This window comes from Micromonospora sp. NPDC047644 (genome assembly GCF_040704315.1).
GTDB lineage: Bacteria > Actinomycetota > Actinomycetes > Mycobacteriales > Micromonosporaceae > Micromonospora.
Genome location: NZ_JBEYSY010000002.1, coordinates 483,712 through 499,672 on the forward strand (window position 1 = coordinate 483,712; position 15,961 = coordinate 499,672).

14 protein-coding genes are annotated in these 15,961 nt (G+C 73.4%); 10 read left to right on the forward strand and 4 right to left on the reverse strand.

Annotated elements, in window-relative coordinates:
• Nucleotides 1-30: 30 nt before the first annotated feature.
• Nucleotides 31-1,422 (reverse strand): lysine 2,3-aminomutase, encoded by a 1,392-nt coding sequence (locus AB0877_RS05405; RefSeq protein WP_366606877.1) that lies wholly within the window; start codon nucleotides 1,420-1,422, stop codon nucleotides 31-33.
• A 153-nt stretch (nucleotides 1,423-1,575) separates the two neighbouring features.
• Here AB0877_RS05405 and AB0877_RS05410 point away from each other — a divergent pair, with 153 nt between their 5' ends.
• From AB0877_RS05410 to AB0877_RS05450, 9 genes are all read left to right on the forward strand, one after another.
• Complete coding sequence (locus AB0877_RS05410) at nucleotides 1,576-2,625, forward strand: zinc-binding alcohol dehydrogenase (protein ID WP_366607110.1); 1,050 nt, start codon at nucleotides 1,576-1,578, stop codon at nucleotides 2,623-2,625.
• A gap of 4 nt (nucleotides 2,626-2,629) precedes the next feature.
• Nucleotides 2,630-4,195 carry an amidohydrolase gene (locus tag AB0877_RS05415; protein WP_366606879.1) on the forward strand — a complete coding sequence of 522 codons (1,566 nt, stop codon included), beginning with the start codon at nucleotides 2,630-2,632 and terminating at the stop codon, nucleotides 4,193-4,195.
• Complete coding sequence (locus AB0877_RS05420) at nucleotides 4,192-5,751, forward strand: lysine 5,6-aminomutase subunit alpha (protein ID WP_366606881.1); 1,560 nt, start codon at nucleotides 4,192-4,194, stop codon at nucleotides 5,749-5,751. The genes AB0877_RS05415 and AB0877_RS05420 overlap by 4 nt, the downstream gene beginning before the upstream one ends.
• Nucleotides 5,748-6,521 (forward strand): OAM dimerization domain-containing protein, encoded by a 774-nt coding sequence (locus tag AB0877_RS05425; RefSeq protein ID WP_366606883.1) that lies wholly within the window; start codon nucleotides 5,748-5,750, stop codon nucleotides 6,519-6,521. Before AB0877_RS05420 ends, AB0877_RS05425 begins: the two co-directional genes overlap by 4 nt.
• Nucleotides 6,518-6,922, forward strand: a complete 405-nt coding sequence (locus AB0877_RS05430; protein WP_366606884.1) for a hotdog domain-containing protein — start codon at nucleotides 6,518-6,520, stop codon at nucleotides 6,920-6,922. The genes AB0877_RS05425 and AB0877_RS05430 overlap by 4 nt, the downstream gene beginning before the upstream one ends.
• A gap of 40 nt (nucleotides 6,923-6,962) precedes the next feature.
• Nucleotides 6,963-8,300, forward strand: coding sequence for a glutamate mutase L (locus tag AB0877_RS05435; RefSeq protein WP_366606886.1), 1,338 nt, complete (start codon nucleotides 6,963-6,965; stop codon nucleotides 8,298-8,300).
• Between the two features lie 583 nt (nucleotides 8,301-8,883).
• On the forward strand, nucleotides 8,884-10,581 hold the full coding sequence (gene lnt, locus AB0877_RS05440) for an apolipoprotein N-acyltransferase (RefSeq protein ID WP_366607112.1): 1,698 nt from the start codon (nucleotides 8,884-8,886) through the stop codon (nucleotides 10,579-10,581).
• A gap of 34 nt (nucleotides 10,582-10,615) precedes the next feature.
• Nucleotides 10,616-11,425 carry a polyprenol monophosphomannose synthase gene (locus AB0877_RS05445; RefSeq protein ID WP_366606887.1) on the forward strand — a complete coding sequence of 270 codons (810 nt, stop codon included), beginning with the start codon at nucleotides 10,616-10,618 and terminating at the stop codon, nucleotides 11,423-11,425.
• A 92-nt stretch (nucleotides 11,426-11,517) separates the two neighbouring features.
• A complete protein-coding gene (locus AB0877_RS05450; protein WP_366606889.1) occupies nucleotides 11,518-12,036 on the forward strand; it encodes an FxsA family protein in 519 nt (172 codons plus the stop codon).
• A gap of 77 nt (nucleotides 12,037-12,113) precedes the next feature.
• Here the strand turns inward: AB0877_RS05450 and AB0877_RS05455 are convergent, their stop codons facing one another.
• The 3 genes from AB0877_RS05455 to AB0877_RS05465 form a co-directional block, all read right to left on the reverse strand.
• Nucleotides 12,114-12,455 (reverse strand): RNA polymerase-binding protein RbpA, encoded by a 342-nt coding sequence (locus tag AB0877_RS05455; RefSeq protein ID WP_030327608.1) that lies wholly within the window; start codon nucleotides 12,453-12,455, stop codon nucleotides 12,114-12,116.
• A 231-nt stretch (nucleotides 12,456-12,686) separates the two neighbouring features.
• Nucleotides 12,687-13,841, reverse strand: a complete 1,155-nt coding sequence (locus AB0877_RS05460) for a hypothetical protein (RefSeq protein WP_366606891.1) — start codon at nucleotides 13,839-13,841, stop codon at nucleotides 12,687-12,689.
• Nucleotides 13,842-13,867: 26 nt separating this feature from the next.
• The gene (locus tag AB0877_RS05465) at nucleotides 13,868-15,217 is read right to left on the reverse strand and encodes an MFS transporter (RefSeq protein ID WP_366606892.1); all 1,350 of its coding nucleotides are present in this window, start codon (nucleotides 15,215-15,217) and stop codon (nucleotides 13,868-13,870) included.
• A gap of 57 nt (nucleotides 15,218-15,274) precedes the next feature.
• Between AB0877_RS05465 and AB0877_RS05470 the strand changes: the two genes are divergently transcribed.
• Nucleotides 15,275-15,922 (forward strand): TetR/AcrR family transcriptional regulator, encoded by a 648-nt coding sequence (locus AB0877_RS05470; RefSeq protein WP_366606894.1) that lies wholly within the window; start codon nucleotides 15,275-15,277, stop codon nucleotides 15,920-15,922.
• The last annotated feature ends 39 nt before the right edge of the window (nucleotides 15,923-15,961 follow it).

Genomic DNA, 15,961 nt, shown 5'->3' on the forward strand with positions numbered 1-15,961 from the left:
AGGTCGGTCGGGGGTGTCGCCGTGGGTGGGTCAGTCGTCGCGGTGGTCGTGCCACCACTGCTGGCCGTCGGCGGGCAGGGTGTCGATCGGGTCGTAGTAGGCGTAGCGCTTGTTGAGCGCCTCCAGGTCGGCGGATTCGATGGAGGTGCGGTAGTTCTTCGTCCAGTAGGAGATGCCGCGCTCACGGTCGTAGTCGGTGAGCATGTGCACCCAGCGCTTGCCGACGAAGGGGACGTCGCAGACGATGCGGGGGGTGGCGTAGCCGGGGAGGTAGCCCATGATGTCGTGTTGGAGTTGCTGGGCGTGCCAGACCGGAACCCGCCAGTGTTCGGCGTTGGGGATCATGTCGCACATGTAGAAGTAGTACGGCAGGATGCCGGCTTCGCCTTGCAGGGCGAAGCAGAGGTCGAGCAGTTCCGGGGTGGTGGCGTTGACGCCGCGCATGAGGACACCCTGGTTGCGGACGTCGCGGACGCCGACGTCGAGGGCGGTCTGGGCGGCTTTGGCGACCAGTGGGGTGAGCGACTGGGCGTGGTTGACGTGGGTGTGGATGGCGAGGTTGACGCCGCGGCGGGCGGCGGTGCGGGCGACGCGTTCCAGGCCTTCGACGACGTCGGGTTGCAGCCAGTGTTGGGGTAGGCCCATGAGGGCCTTGGTGGCGAGCCGGATGTCGCGGACCGTTTCGAGTTCCAGCAGGCGCATGAGGTACGACTCGAGGTTGCGCCAGGGGACGTTGGCCACGTCGCCGCCGGAGACGACGACGTCGCGGACGCCGGGGTGGGCCTTGAGGTAGGCGATGTGGGCGTCGTAGCGGTCGACGGGCTTGAGGGTGAGTTTGAGTTTGTCGACGGCGGGGGTGGAGTTGCCGACGAGGTCCATGCGGGTGCAGTGTCCGCAGTACTGGGGGCAGGTGGAGAGCAGTTCGGCGAGGACCTTGGTGGGGTAGCGGTGGGTGAGCCCTTCGGCGACCCACATGTCGTGCTCGTGGAGGCTGTCGCGGCTGGCGTAGGGGTGTGAGGGCCAGTCGGTGCGGCGGTCGGAGGCGACCGGGATCATGTAGCGGCGGATGGGGTCGGCGAGCAGCGCCTCGGTGGTGGGGGGCTCGAACGGCACCATCGTGTTGATCATTTGTGGTGGCACCAGCATGGACATGGTGGCCAGGGCCAACTGGTCGGCCTCGAGGTCGGCGTAGAAGGTCTCGTCGATGAGGTCGCCGAGGACGGCGCGGAGCTGCTTGATGTTCTTGACGCAGTTGACGCGTTGCCACTGGGCGGATTCCCACTGGTCGCGGGTGACATGGCGCCAGCCGGGGAACCGGGTCCAGTCGGGTTCGACCAGGGGGCGGCGGTGGTATTCGTAGGGCTGCCCGGCGGTCGGTGCGGCGGCCGGGGCGTGACGGGGGTGCGGGATGGTGTGGGTCACGGCCCCTCCTTGGTGGTGCGGCTGGTCATCGAAGCCCGAAGGCTACTGGAAAATATTCGGTACAGAAACTAGTCTGCCGTAAGTTTTCCCGTTACGCGAGCCTTGACCGGGGCTTCGGGCGGCTGCATAGGGGAGGTCGGCGTGACGTCACCGGTGGGACTGCACCGCGTCGTGCAACCGGCGGGGGTGCTGCCGCAGGCGGCCTGGCGCCTGGACACGTCGGCGGCGATCGCGCCGAACGAGGTGCGGATCCGGGTGCAGCGGCTCAACCTGGACGCGGCGAGCTTCCGGCAGTTGTCGGAGAAGCACCGCGGCGACGGTGACGCGGTCCGCGCCGAGGTGCTGGAGATCATCGCTACCCGGGGGAAGATGCAGAACCCGGTGACCGGCTCGGGCGGAATGCTGATCGGCACCGTCGAGGAGGCCGGTCGGCGGTCCCCGCTGGGCCTGCGGGCGGGGGAGCGGGTCGCGACCCTGGTGTCGTTGACGTTGACGCCCCTGGTGATCACCGACGGGTTGGCCCGTTGGGACGGGCGCAGCGAGCAGGTGCCCTGTGACGGCTGGGCGATCCTGTTCGCGCGCTCCATCGCCGCGGTGCTGCCCGACGACGAGGACCCCCAGTTGTCCCTCGCCGTGCTGGACGTGTGCGGTGCGCCCGCACTGACCGCGCGGGTGGTGTCGCGCTACGTCGAGGAGCGTCGGCGTGGCGGTGATCCGACGCCGGTGCGGGTCGCGGTGATCGGTGGGGCGGGTAAGAGCGGGTCGTTGTCGCTGGCGGCGGCGCGACGGGCGGGCGCCGCCCGTACCGTCGGGGTGGTGCCGGTGGCGGTGGAGCGCGACGCGCTGACGGCCGCCGGCCTGGCGTCGGTGGTGGCGGTGGCAGACGCCCGCGACCCGGTGGGGTTGTCCACGGCGGTGACCACCGCGTTGGGGGTGCCGGCGGACGTGACGGTGGTCTGCGTGGACGTGCCGGGGTGTGAGCACGGGGCGGTGCTGGCCACCGCCGACGGCGGCACGGTGATTTTCTTCTCGATGGCGACGAGCTTCTCCGCGGCGGCGCTGGGCGCGGAGGGCTTGGCGGCGGACGTGACGATGCTGGTGGGCAACGGGTACGTGCCGGGGCACGCGGAGATGGCGTTGGAGCTGTTGCGCACCGAGCCTGGGGTGCGTCAGCTGTTCGCGGCGCGGGTCGCGGCAGACTGAGGTCATGACGAACCCCTCGACGTTGTACCGCGGCGGCGCGCTGCACTGCCCCGCCGACCCGAGCGCCACCGCGCTGCTGGTGTCCGGTGGGCGGATTGCCTGGTTGGGGACCGACGGTGACGCGCCGCCGGCCGACCGGGTGGTGGATCTGGGCGGGGCGTTGGTGACGCCGGCGTTCGTGGACGCGCACGTGCACGCCACCGACACCGGGTTGGCGTTGTCCGGGCTGGACCTGGCCGGGGTGCGCTCGGCGGGGCAGTTGCTCGACGCGGTGGCGGGGTTCGCGGCGGGTCTGCCGGCGGACGCGGTGGTGCTCGGGCACGGGTGGGACGAGTCGGGTTGGTCGGATCCGACGTTGCCGGACGCCGCGGCGTTGGACCGGGCCGCCGGTGGTCGGCGGGTGTACCTGTCGCAGGCGTCGATCCACTCGGCGTTGGTGTCGTCGGCGATGCTGGCGGCCTGCCCGCAGGCGGCGCGGGCGCCCGGGTACGACGCGTCGGGTTGGTTGCGGCGCGACGCGCACCACGTGGTGCGGGCGGCCGCGCAGGCGTCGGTGAGTCGGGCGCAGCGGGTCGCGGCGCAGCGGGTGGCCCTGGCGCATGCGGCGTCGTTGGGGATCGCGGCGGTGCACGAGTGTGGCGGCCCGGAGATCTCCGACGAGGAGGACTTCACCGGCCTGTTGGGCATCTCCGGGGCGGGCCTGCCGGAGGTGTACGGGTACTGGGGTGAGTTGGGTGGTGCGGCGCGGGCCCGGGAGTTGGGCGCGGTCGGCGCCGGTGGGGATTTGTTCGCCGACGGGGCGTTGGGGTCGCGGACGGCGCACGTGTCGCAGCCGTACGGCGACGGTGAGGGTTGCGGGCACGGGTACCTGTCGGTCGAGCAGGTGCGTGATCACCTGCTGGACTGCGCGGCGCACGGTGTGCAGGGCGGTTTCCACGCCATCGGTGACGCGGCGATCGGCACCGTCCTGGACGGGTTCGCGGCGGCGGCGCGGACGGTGGGGGTGGAGCGGTTGCGGGCGGCCCGGCACCGCATCGAACACGCGGAGATCATGAGCAAGGCGTTGATCGCGCGGTTCGTGGAGTACGGGGTGGTGGCGAGCATGCAGCCGGCGTTCGACCGGTTGTGGGGTGGCGCGGGCCGGATGTACGAGACGCGGTTGGGGTTGGACCGGTCGTTGGAGTCGAACCCGATGGGTGCGATGCACTCGGTGGGGGTGGCGTTGGCGTTCGGGTCGGACTCGCCGGTGACTCCGCTGGACCCGTGGGGGTCGGTGCGGGCGGCGGTCGCGCACCACAACCCGGCGCAGCGGATGGGTGTGCGTTCGGCGTTCGCGGCGCACACCCGGGGCGGGTGGCGGGCGGTGCACCTGGACGTCGAGGGGGTGCTGGCGTTGGGTGCGCCGGCGACGTTCGCGGTGTGGTCGACGCCGGCGGGGGTGGAGCGGGGTCTGCCGGTGTTGCAGGCCGAGGACCCGGAGGCGCGGGGTCCGCACGACCCGACGCCGTTGCCGGTGTGTCGGCGTCTGGTGCTGCGCGGTGAGGTCATTTATGAGGAAGGGTCGTCATGACCGGGAAGCTTGATCTTGATCCGGTGCTGGTGGCGCGGGCGCGGGAGTTGGCGCGTCGGGCCGGGCAGCCGGTGGTGGACCTGGCCCGCAGCCACACCACGGTGTCGGTGGAGCGGGCGGTCCTGCGCCTGGCCGGGGTGACCGGCGCGGACCCGGACGGCATCCCGTGGGTGAACCGGCTCGTCGACGCGGTCGCCGCGGATGTGGGGTTGGGGCACGGGGTGGCGGTGCCGGTGTTCGACGCCCTGGTGCGCGAGGGCAGCACGGATGTGACGTTGCTGGCGCAGAAGGCCGCGGCCGGGTCGGTGCGGTTCAGCCAGCCCACCGGGCGGGCGGCGACGGCGGCCCGGTCGGCGGCGCGTAGGGCGGTCGGCGCGGGCATCCGGCGCATCGACCGGCGGCGCGCCGAGCGGGACCGCCTCGTGAAGCGTCACGGCGACCCGGCGCAGCGGCCGTGGATCTACCTGATCGTCGCGACCGGCGACATCTACGAGGACATTCCGCAGGCGCAGGCGGCGGCGCGCGCCGGCGCGGACGTGATCGCGGTGATCCGTTCCACCGGGCAGTCGTTGTTGGACTACGTGCCCGAGGGCGCGACCCGGGAGGGTTTCGCCGGCACGTACGCCACGCAGGAGAACTTCCGGTTGATGCGGGCGGCGTTGGACGAGTCGTCGAAGGAGGTGGGCCGTTACGTGCGGTTGACCAACTACGCGTCCGGGCTGTGCATGCCGGAGATGGCGACCCTGGCCGGGTTGGAACGCCTCGACATGATGTTGAACGACTCGATGTACGGGATCCTGTTCCGCGACATCAACCCGGTGCGCACCTTCGTCGACCAGCGGTTCTCCCGGCAGGTGCACGCCCGCGCCGGGATCATCATCAACACCGGTGAGGACAACTACCTGACCACCGCCGACGCGGTCGACGAGGCGCACACGGTGACGGTGTCGCAGCTGCTCAACGAATTCTTCGCGCACGAGGCGGGGCTGGCGGACTGGCAGTTGGGCCTGGGGCACGCGTTCGAGATCAACCCGGAGGTGCCGGAGTCGTTCCGGTTGGAGTTGGCGCACGCCCTGCTGGCCCGGGAGTTGTTCCCCGACGCGCCGTTGAAGTGGATGCCGCCGACGAAGCACATGACCGGTGACGTGTTCCGGGGCAACCTGCTCGACGGGTTCTTCAACCTGGCCGGTGCGCTGACCGGGCAGGGCATCCTGCTGGTGGGGATGATGACCGAGGCGGTGGTGACGCCGTGGTTGTCCGACCGGGACATCGCCCTGCAGAACGTGCGCTACGTCCTCGGCGCGGCCGGTGGGTTGCACGAGGACTTCGTGCCGGCGCCGGACGGGTTCATCCGCCGCCGCGCCAACCAGGTCCTCGGTGAGGCGCTGGACCTGCTGGATCGCATCGGGGAGCAGACGTTGCTCACGGCGATCGCCGAGGGCACCTTCGGGATCATGAAGCGGCCCGCGGACCGCGGCAAGGGCCTCGACGGGGTCGCCGCGCACGAGGCCGACTACTGCAACCCGGCCACCGACATCCTGGAGGCGGCGGCGTGAGCGAGCGCAGCGAGCGAACCAGCCACAAGTCGATCGTGCGGCCGTACGGGGACACCACCGGTGACGGCATGGTGCAGGTGTCGTTCACCCTGCCGGTGGCGCACGACAAGCGGGCCGAGGGCGCGGCGGTGCAGTTGGCCAACAAGATGGGCATGGACCCGGCGATGGTGGTGCACGCCAAGCCGATGGGTGACGGGTTCACGTTCTTCGTCGTGTACGGGCGGGTCAACCACCTGGTCGACCTGGGCGCGGTGCAGGTGGTGGAACGGGACTTCGCGTTGCTGTCGGCGAAGGACGTCAACACGGTGATCAAGCAGCGGTTGCGGCGCAAGCTGTCGGTGGTCGGGGCGTGCATCGGCACCGACGCGCACACGGTGGGCATCGACGCGATCCTCAACGTCAAGGGCATCGCGGGGGAGAAGGGCCTGGAGTACTACCGGGAGTTGAAGGTCACCAACATGGGCGCGCAGGTCAGCGTGCCGGAGCTGGTGGAGACCGCCCGGGCGGAGAAGGCCGACGCGGTGCTCGTGTCGCAGGTGGTCACCCAGCGCGACGCGCACCTGCACAACACCCGGGAGATGTCGGCGGCGTTCCGGGAGGCGATGCCGGCGGGCAAACGCCCGCTGCTGATCGTCGGTGGTCCCCGCTTCGACGAGACGATGACCGACGAGTTGGGCGTGGACCGGATCTTCGGTCGGGGCACCACGCCCGGCGAGGTGGCCAGCTACCTCGTGCACGCCCTGATCACGCAACGGAAGGCGATGGCATGACCGACGCACGGCTCGGGTTGACGGTGACGCACCGGCGGTATGTGCCGTACTCGCACGCCCACTACGCCGGCAACCTCGTCGACGGGGCGTACGCGCTCGGGTTGTTCGGCGACGTCGCCACGGAGGTGTGCATCCGCACCGACGGCGACGAGGGCCTGTTCGCCGGGTACGCCGATGTGCGTTTCCTCGCGCCGGTGCACGCCGGGGACGTGGTCGAGGTGACCGCGCGGGTGTCGCGGGTGGGCAGCCGCAGCCGCACCCTGGAGCTGAGCTGCGCGGTGGTGTGCCGGGGTCGACCGGACCGTTCCGCGTCCGCCGCGGAGGTTCTCGACCCGCCGATCGTGGCGGCCACCGCGACCGGCACCGTGGTCGTTCCCGCCAGCGTGAGTCGCGAGGAGTGAGGCGGGGTTGCGAGCCCCGCAGTCGCGAACAGGGAAACTCGTGACCCTGGCGGTCTGCGCCGACGTGGGTTCCACGTACACGAAGGTGGCGGTGGTGGACCTGGCCGGCGGTGTCCTGGCCGGTGCGGCGTCGGCGCCCACCACGGTGGGCACCGACGTGCTGCACGGCCTGGACGCCGCGGTCGCGGCGGCCACCGTCGGGCTCGGTGCGCGTGACGTGCCCTGGTACGTGTGCTCGTCGGCCGGGGGTGGGTTGCGGCTGGCCGTGATCGGCTACGAGCCGCTGGTCACCGCGCAGGCCGGCCGGCGGGTCGGGTTGTCCGCCGGCGCGCACGTGGTGCACGTCGCGGCCGGGCGGCTCGGCGCCGCCGACCTGACGGCGTTGCGGGCGGCCCGACCGGACGTGGTGCTGCTCGTGGGCGGCACCGACGGCGGCGACGCCGACACGATCACCCACAACGCCACCCGCCTGGCCCGGGCCCGGTGGCGGCGGCCCGTGGTGTACGCGGGCAACGCCGACGTGCGCGCACAGCTGACCGGGCTGCTGCGCGACGCCGGGGTGCCGGTCACCGACGCCGACAACGTCCTGCCGCGCATCGGGGTGCTCGCCCCGGCGTCGGCGCGGGCGGCGATCCGCGCGGTGTTCCTGCGCCACGTCATCGGCGGTAAACGACTGTCGCGGGGGTCCCGGTTCGCGCGGTTGGTGCGGGCGGCCACCCCCGACGCGGTGCTCACCGGTGTGGAGGTGCTCGCCGACACCCTCGGTGGTGACCTGGCGGTGGTCGACGTGGGTGGGGCCACCACCGACGTGTATTCGGTGCTCACGCCGGACGAGCGGGCCGCCGGGCCGGGGCGGGAGGTCGCCGGCAGTCTGTGGCGGGCCCGCACCGTGGAGGGCGATCTGGGCATGCGGTGGAGCGCCCCGGGGGTGGTGCGGGCGGCCGTCGAGGAACGGCTGCTCACCGCCGGTGAGGCCGACGAGCTGGGCGCCGCGGCGGCGCGCCGGGCGGCCGACCCGGCGTTCCTGGCCGTCGACGACGACCAGCGGGCCGTGGACCGGCGGATCGCCACCCTCGCCGCGACGGTGGCGCTACGCCGGCACGCCCGGGGCGCCGCCACCGGTGAGCGCGCCGGGCGGGACCTGCGCGACGTCCGGATGCTGGTGGGCTCCGGCGGGGTGCTGCGGCACTCGCCGGCGGACGTGTCCGGGCAGGTGCTGACGGCGGTCCTGGCCGACCACGCCGGCGGGTGGGCGCTGCCGCGCGCCGCCGCGGCGGTCCTCGACGCCGACTACGTGCTGGCCGCCGGTGGGCTGCTCGCCGAGGAGCACCGGGCGGCCGCGCAGGCGCTGCTGCGTGAGCACCTGCGTACGCATTGAGACTCGCCGACCCGACACGCCGTGTCGCAACACACGACAGGCCGGCTGCGGGTTGACAACCGACGGGGGTCGGCACGTACCGTCTTTGAGTCCTACCACGGGAAGCGGCTGTTGTTCGCTTCGTCCCTTCGTCCGCTGGCCGAGCGACATGTTCAAGCGTCATCGTCGCGGCGGCCAGGTCCAGCGGGCGGGGGTCGGCGGGGCGGCGCGAACCGGCCGCGGTTACCGGTGTACGGGCAGGGTGAGGTGCACGGCCAGTAGACAACGGCCCGGCGGGGGCAGCCAGTCCACGTCCGGTCGGTCCGAAGGTCGTCGTGCCCCATCCTCGCCACACCGGCCGGGAAGGGCCTGGGAGCATCGGGGCGCGGCGAGAGCCGCGCCCCGATTTCATGTCCGCCCCCCGCTCCCGCCCCCCGCTCCCGCCCCCCGCTCCCGGCGATCTTGCGGTTTGTGTCGTTGATGTGGGCGGGAATGCCCCTTGTGTCGGCACCGGAAGTGCAAGATCGGCGAACAGGGGGCGCGGCCAGCGGGACCGTCGGGCGGGTAGCCTTCGCCGGGTGATCGAGGTGAAGCTGCGGTGACGATGCTGGACCGGGACGAGACACCCGCCCCCACGGTGATCAGCGCGCCTGCCGTCGTGGGTCGCCCCCTGCCGCTGCGGGTCGCCGTACCCCTGGCCGTGGCCGCCGGGCTGGCCCTGCTGGTGGCGTTCCCCCCGTACGGGGTGTGGCCGCTCGCACCGGTCGGGGTGGCGTTGCTGGCCGCCGCCGCGCACCGGCGGCGGTTGCGCGCCGGCGCCGGTCTGGGCTTCCTGACCGGGTTGGCGTTCTTCGCCCCGCTGCTGGCCTGGACGAACCTGCACACCGGCTACCTGCCGTGGGTGCTGCTGACGCTGCTGCAGGCCGGCTACCTGGCGTTGCTGGGCGCGGCCACCGCCTGGGTGTCGCCGCTGGTCGACCGCGTCCGCTGGGCGTGGCCGGCGCTGACCGGGCTGCTCTGGGTCGGGCAGGAGGCGCTGCGCGACCGCACCCCGTTCGGCGGGTTCCCGTGGGGGCGGTTGGCGTTCAGCCAGGACGACTCGCCGCTGCTGCGGCTGGCCGCGCTGGGCGGCGCCCCGGTGGTCACCTTCGTCGTGGCGCTCATCGGCGGGCTGCTGGTCACCGCCGTCTGGCGGGGCTGGGTCACCGCCCGGCACCGCGCGCCCGAGCCCACCACCACGGCGGGTGACGCCGCGCCGGGCGCTGACAGCCCGCTGGAGGGCCCCGCGCGCTCCGGGGGTGGTGTGGGGGGTCGCTGGGCGCCGGTGGTCGTACCGGCCGTCGTGGCCGTCGCGCTGACCGCCGGGGCTCTGCTGGTGCCGGTCGCCTCCGCCGGGTCCGGCGCGAACGTCACCGTGGCGATCGTGCAGGGCAACGTGCCCCGGCTGGGCCTGGACTTCAACGCCCAACGGCAGGCGGTGCTCAACAACCACGTCGACGCCACCATCGAACTGGCCGGGCGGGTCGCCGCCGGGCAACAGCGGCGCCCCGACCTGGTGGTGTGGCCGGAGAATTCCAGCGACATCGACCCGCTGCGCAACCCCACCGCAGGGGCGCGCATCTCCCAGGCCGCCGACACCATCGGCGCGCCGATCCTGGTCGGCGCGGTGCTGCTGGGCCCCGACGCCGGGCAGGTCCGCAACGCGGGCATCCTCTGGCACCCCGGCACCGGCGCGGATCTTGAGCAGCTGTACACCAAACGCCACCCGGTGCCCTTCGCCGAGTACGTGCCGCTGCGCGACGTGGCCCGGATGGTCAGCAAGAAGGTCGACCTGATCCGCAACGACTTCGTGCCGGGAAGCACCCCGGGCGTGGTACGCGCCGGCCCCGCCGTGCTCGGTGACGTGATCTGCTTCGAGGTCGCCTACGACGAGGTGGTCCGCGACACCGTCACCGGCGGCGCGCAACTGCTGGTGGTGCAGACCAACAACGCCACCTTCGACGTGGCGGAGGCCCGCCAGCAGATGGCCATGGTGCGGCTGCGGGCGGTGGAGCACGGACGACCGGCGTTGATGGCGTCAACGGTCGGGGTGTCCGGGTTCGTCGCACCCGACGGGCGGGTAAGCGATGCCACCGGGTTCAACACCCGGGAGGTCGTGGTGCGGCAGTTGCGGCTCGACGACGGACGCACCCTCGCCACCCGCCTCGGCTGGTGGCCCGAGGTGACGCTCGCCGCGCTGGCCGCGGCGGCCCTGGTCGGCGCGGCGGTGCTGCGCCGGCGGCAGCGGGTCAGGCCCGGATAGCAACAGCCGGTACGCCGGCGGGAGCGGAGGAACCGTGATCCAGGCGACCGATACGATCCGACGCGCGGACGAGGTGCCCGGGGTGGGCCGGGTGCTGGTGGTGATCCCCACCTACAACGAGGCCGACAACATCGCCGTGATCGTGGGCCGGGTCCGGCGGGCCGCCCCGGCGGTGCGGATCCTCATCGCCGACGACAACAGCCCCGACGGCACCGGCGCGATCGCCGACGCCCTCGCCGACGGCGACGCGCACGTGCAGGTGCTGCACCGCCAGGGCAAGCAGGGTCTTGGCGCGGCGTACCTGGCCGGGTTCGAGTGGGCGCGCGAGCACGGCTACCAGGCGGTCGTGGAGATGGACGCCGACGGCTCGCACGCCCCGGAGGACCTACCGGCGCTGCTGGACGCCGCCCGCGACGCCGACGTGGTGATCGGCTCCCGGTGGACCAGCGGCGCGCGGGTGCTCAACTGGCCGCTGCGACGGCTGCTGCTCTCCCGAGGCGGCAACCTGTACGCGCGCCTGGCGCTGGGCATGCCCGTCTCGGACGCCACCGGCGGTTACCGGGTGTACCGGATCAGCGCGTTGGACGCCATCGACCTGGAGTCGGTCACCTCGCAGGGCTACTCGTTCCAGGTGGAGCTGTCGCGGCTGGCGCACCGGGCCGGGGTACGGATCGTGGAGGTCCCGATCACCTTCGCCGAGCGGGAACGCGGCGACAGCAAGATGAGCCCGAAGATCGTGGCCGAGGCGCTGTGGCGGATCACCGCCTGGGGGGTGCGCGACCGGCGCCAGGCGGTACGCCGGGGCCTGAACGGCACCGCCACCGGCCAGGCACGGTGGCCGTGAGCGGTTCGGGCACGGCGGCTGTGGGCGGGGCCGTGTCATGCTGGATGAGCGGAACGCGTCCGTGGTGTCCGCAGGAATGGCGATGAGGTGAGATGCGCCGAGGACTGAGGTTCGTACCGTTGGCACTGTTGCTGGCGGTGGTGCTGGAGCTGGCGGTGTTCGTCGGTGTGGGACGGGCGCTGGGGTTCGGCGCGGCGGTGTTGCTGGTGTTCGCCGCGTCGCTGCTGGGGTTGGTTCTGCTGCGCCGCGAGGGGATGCGCGCCTGGCGGGGGTTCCGGGCCGCGGCGTCGGCCGGGCAACCCCCGGGTGGGCAGGTGACCGACGGGCTGGTCGGGCTGGCCGGGGCGCTGCTGCTGGCGGTGCCCGGCCTGGTCAGCGGGCTGGTCGGGTTGCTGCTGCTGGTGCCGCCGGTGCGTCGACTGACCCGCGTCGGGGTGCGCCGCGCCACCGAGCGGCGGGTGTCGTCGATGGTCGCCGGTGACCTGTTCGGGCCCCGCACGGTGCGGGTGCGCCAGGGTGCGCCGCAACCGACCCCGCAGCCGGAACAGCCCGTGGTGGTCGACGGCGGTCGGGCCATCGAGGGCGAGATCGTCGAACCGGGCCGGCACTGACGCCACGCCACACACTTGGACACGACGGCGCCCCCGGGGAAGAACCCCGGGGGCGCTGTCGTCGTAGCTCGTGCGGCTCAGGCGCGGCCGCGGCGGGTCCGAACCTCCTGCAGGCGTTCCTCCAGGATGTCCTCCAGCTCGGCGATGGAACGCCGCTCCAGAAGCATGTCCCAGTGGGTACGCGGCGGCTTGGCCTTCTTCTGCTCCGGCTCGCTGCCGTCGACGAGTCGGGCGACGCTGCCGTCGAACTTGCATTCCCAGGTCGTCGGGACCTCGGCGTCGACGGCGAACGGCACCTCGAACTGGTGGCCCTTGGCGCAGAGGTACTCGCGGGTCTGACGCGGCGCGAGCTCCGTGTTGCGGTCGGATTCGTAGCTCACCGCGCCAAGGCGGCTTCCGCGCAGCATACGCTCGCCCATGATCGACTTCCCCTCGTTCGTGGTGCTGGTCTTCTGGGTGTAACGGTGTGTCCCCGTCGAGCCATTCCCGCCCGAGGGCGTGAGGCGTCCACGGGTGGGCCGGGACCAAGGGTAGCCGGCCGGGACGCTCACCCGGTGAGGTGATCCCCAGGCGGGTCGGGACAACGGTGCGTGTCCGCTGCCACCGGGGAGGTTAACCGCTTGAGCCTACCGAAGGTTGCGCCACGATCCTCAGGTGGCGTCGCCGGCAGAGGTGGCGCCGAGGCGGGCCAGCGCCAACGCCAGGTCGCTGACCTGGTCGCCGAGCTGCGCCACCCGCCGCTGCGCGAGATCACGGTCGGTCTCGGCGGCGTCGAGTCGTACCGTCAGGGCGGTGCGGTGGCCCTCGGCGGTCGCCGCGGCCTGCCGGGCCACGGTCAGCTCGGCGGTGAGCGTGTCGCGCTGGGCGGCCAGGGCCGCCACCTCCGCGCGCAGCCGCGCCGCGACCTCGGCGGCTTCCTGCCGGGCGTCGTCGGCCTGCCGGGCGGCGAGCTCGGCGCGGTCGCGGGCCCGGTCGGCCTGCTCACGCGCGCGGGCGGCGTCGGCGGCCTCGGCGCGGGTCCGCGCCGCATCGGCGCGCGACTGCTCGATCTGGCGCCGGACGTCCGTCACCTCGGCCTGCCACCGCCCGGCCCGCTCGGTCGCCTCGGCGGCGGCCCGGCTGGCCCGTTCGGCCTCGGCGCGCAGCGCGTCGCGTTCCACACCCAGGTCGGCCACCCGCTGCCGTTCGGCGTCGCGCTCCGTGCGCAGGTCCCGCGCCTCGGCGCGGGCCTGGTCGCGGTCGCGTTCGGCCTGGGCGCGCAGCGCCTCGGCGGCGCTGGCGTCGTGGCGCGCCTGGTCGCGGGCGGCCTCGGCGTGCTGCGCCCGCTCGTCGGCGGCGACGCCCTGCCGCTGGGCCAGCTCGGCGCGGTGGCGGGCGTCGTCGGCCTCGGCGCGGGCTTCGCGGGCCTGCTCGCGGGCGCGCGCGGCGTCGGCCGCCGCGGTTTCGGCGTCGTCGCGGGCCTCGTCGCGTTCGGTCTGCGCTGAGGCGATCTCGCCGGCGGCCTCCGCGCGGACCTGCGCGAGCTGCCGCTGCACACCCACCGGGGACAACTCGGCGTGCAGCGACTCGGTCAGCGTCTCGACGATCTGGTCGAGCCGGTCCACCGCCTCCCAGGTGCGGGCCACCTGCCCGGGCAGACCGGGGGCGTTGCGGTGGCGCATCCGGCTGTTGCGGGAGGCGCGCTGGCAGGCGCCGTCGTTGTCGCGGCAGTAGCGAAACGGTCGACCCGCGCCGACACGCTGCGGCACCGGCGCTCCACAGTGGGCGCACGGACGGGTCTCGGTGGTGCTGGGCTGGGCGTCCATCGAGGGCGAAGTCTAGTGCCGGCCGGTCAGCTCGCCGCCCGGGCCGTCGCGTCCAGGGTGTAGCGGCGTTGCAGCAGCACCGCCGCCAGCATCGCCACCGCCGGCAGCAACCCGAAGCCGTAGCGGACCGCCGCGAGCGCGGCGTCGGGCTGCACCGGCGACTCACCGGCCGTCGAGGCCACGAAACCACCCACGGCCAGGCACAGCGCGTACGCGTAGGGGCCGAGGGCCGCGCCGGTGGCCTCGGTGGCCGTCCACACCCCGGTGTAGGTGCCGGCCCCGGTGCCACCGGCGTTGCGGATCACGTCGGGCAGCATCGAGAACGGCAGCAGCTGCATGCCGGCGAACGCCACCCCGAGCACCGCCACCGCGCCGATGAGCACCGGCAGGCCGGCCGGTCGGCCGACCGCCAGCACCAGGGAGCCGATCGCGAACGCGCCCTGCGCGCCGAGCAGCGCCCGCTGCTTGCCGACGCGTCGGGCCACCACCAGCCAGGCCGGGGTGACCAGCAGCGCCGGCGCCACGAACGCGGCCACCAGCACCGTGGTCAGGCCGGGAGAGCGCAGCTCGTACTCGGCGTAGTAGGGCACCCCGGCGAGCACCAGGTGGGTGGTGGTGGACATGGCCAGGTACGCGGCGACCAACCACCGGAACTGCGGATCGCGCAGCGCCGTGCGCAACGCCCGCCACCCGCCGTGCCCGGACGCGGTGCTGGCCGGCGCGGACCCGCGCAGCCGGGCGATACCGCCGACGCCGACCAGCATGGCCACCAGCATCCCCACGGCGAGGACCACGCCCATCCGCTGGTAGCCGCCCCGGGTCGCGGCGTCGCCGCCGGTGAGCAGCGGAGCCAGCAGCCCGGAGACCAGAATGCCCAGGGTCAGCACCACCATCCGGAACGCCATCAACCGGGTGCGTTCGTGGTAGCCGATGCGCAGGTCGGCCGGGGTGGACAGGTAGGGGACCTGATAGGCGGCGAAGAGCAGGTTGCCGGCGATGAAGAACACCGCCACCCACGCCGCCGCCGGCGCGCCGGTCAGGCCGCCGGGCACCGCGAAGAGGGCGGCGAACGCGACCGGCAGGGCGCAGCCGAGCAGCAGCAGGCGACGACGGTCGCCATGTCGGGTCTGCTCCACGTCGGCGCGGTGCCCCACCCACGGGTGCAACACCACGTCGGCGATCTTCGGCAGCAGCAGCGCCAGGCCGGCCAGCCACGGCCCGACGGCCAGCACGTCGGTGAGGAAGTAGAGCAGCAGCAGGCCGGGCACCGTCACCCAGACACCCATGCCGAGCGAGCCGGCCGCGAAGCCCGCCAGCGGGCCGCGCGGCAACGTCGCGTCGATGGCGGCCGCGGGCCGCCGGTCCAGCCCGGTCATCGCCGCATCCTCTCCACAATCCAACGGTTGCTGGATTCTAGGGGCAGAATGGCGGCCATGACCATGCCCCGCCGTCGCCCGGGTCGGCCCCGCCGCGACGAGACCCGGCCGACCCGCGAGGTGGTGCTCACCGCGGCAACCGCGCTCTTCGCCGAGCGGGGTTTCGACGCCGTCGGACTGCGGGAGGTCGCCGCCGCCGCCGGGGTCGACGTCGCCACCGTCGCGCACCACACGGGTACGAAGGCAGCGCTCTACGACGCGTGCTTCGCCCGGGTGTTCGCCGCCGAGCGGGACGTGCTGACCGAGGCCGCCGAGCAGGCCCGCGCCGCTCTCGACGCCGGCCCGGACGCGGCGCGACGGGCCCTGCACCAGCTGGTCGACGTCTTCGTCGACTTCCTGGAGGACCACCCCGAGACCACCGCTCTGTGGTTGCGCCGCTGGTTGGAACCGCAGCGGCACGCCGAGCTGGACCAGCGGTACGCCGACCCGTTGTACCGGCTGGTCGCGGAGTTGCTCACCGCCGCCGCGGCGACCGGCGCGCTGGCCGAACCGACCCCGCACATCACCGTGCGCAGTCTGGTGTGGGCGACGCACGGGCACGTGGTGGCGCTGGCGGCGGGCGCGCCCGGGGCACGGGAGCGGCGCGAGTTCCGGGCGTTCGTGCATCGCCTGCTCGACGGGCTCTACGGGTCGCCGACCCCTTGACGGGCCGCCGCCACGCGACGATTATCCATCGGACGTTGG

Bases quoted from the DNA above. Each gene is read 5' to 3' on its own strand.
- AB0877_RS05470 (WP_366606894.1), top strand. From the start codon at position 15,275: ATGACCATGCCCCGCCGTCGCCCGGGTCGGCCCCGCCGCGACGAGACC.
- lnt (WP_366607112.1), top strand. From the start codon at position 8,884: ATGCTGGACCGGGACGAGACACCCGCCCCCACGGTGATCAGCGCGCCT.
- AB0877_RS05465 (WP_366606892.1), bottom strand. From the start codon at position 15,217: ATGACCGGGCTGGACCGGCGGCCCGCGGCCGCCATCGACGCGACGTTG.
- AB0877_RS05455 (WP_030327608.1), bottom strand. From the start codon at position 12,455: ATGGGCGAGCGTATGCTGCGCGGAAGCCGCCTTGGCGCGGTGAGCTAC.
- AB0877_RS05430 (WP_366606884.1), top strand. From the start codon at position 6,518: ATGACCGACGCACGGCTCGGGTTGACGGTGACGCACCGGCGGTATGTG.
- AB0877_RS05450 (WP_366606889.1), top strand. From the start codon at position 11,518: ATGCGCCGAGGACTGAGGTTCGTACCGTTGGCACTGTTGCTGGCGGTG.
- AB0877_RS05460 (WP_366606891.1), bottom strand. From the start codon at position 13,841: ATGGACGCCCAGCCCAGCACCACCGAGACCCGTCCGTGCGCCCACTGT.
- AB0877_RS05415 (WP_366606879.1), top strand. From the start codon at position 2,630: ATGACGAACCCCTCGACGTTGTACCGCGGCGGCGCGCTGCACTGCCCC.
- AB0877_RS05420 (WP_366606881.1), top strand. From the start codon at position 4,192: ATGACCGGGAAGCTTGATCTTGATCCGGTGCTGGTGGCGCGGGCGCGG.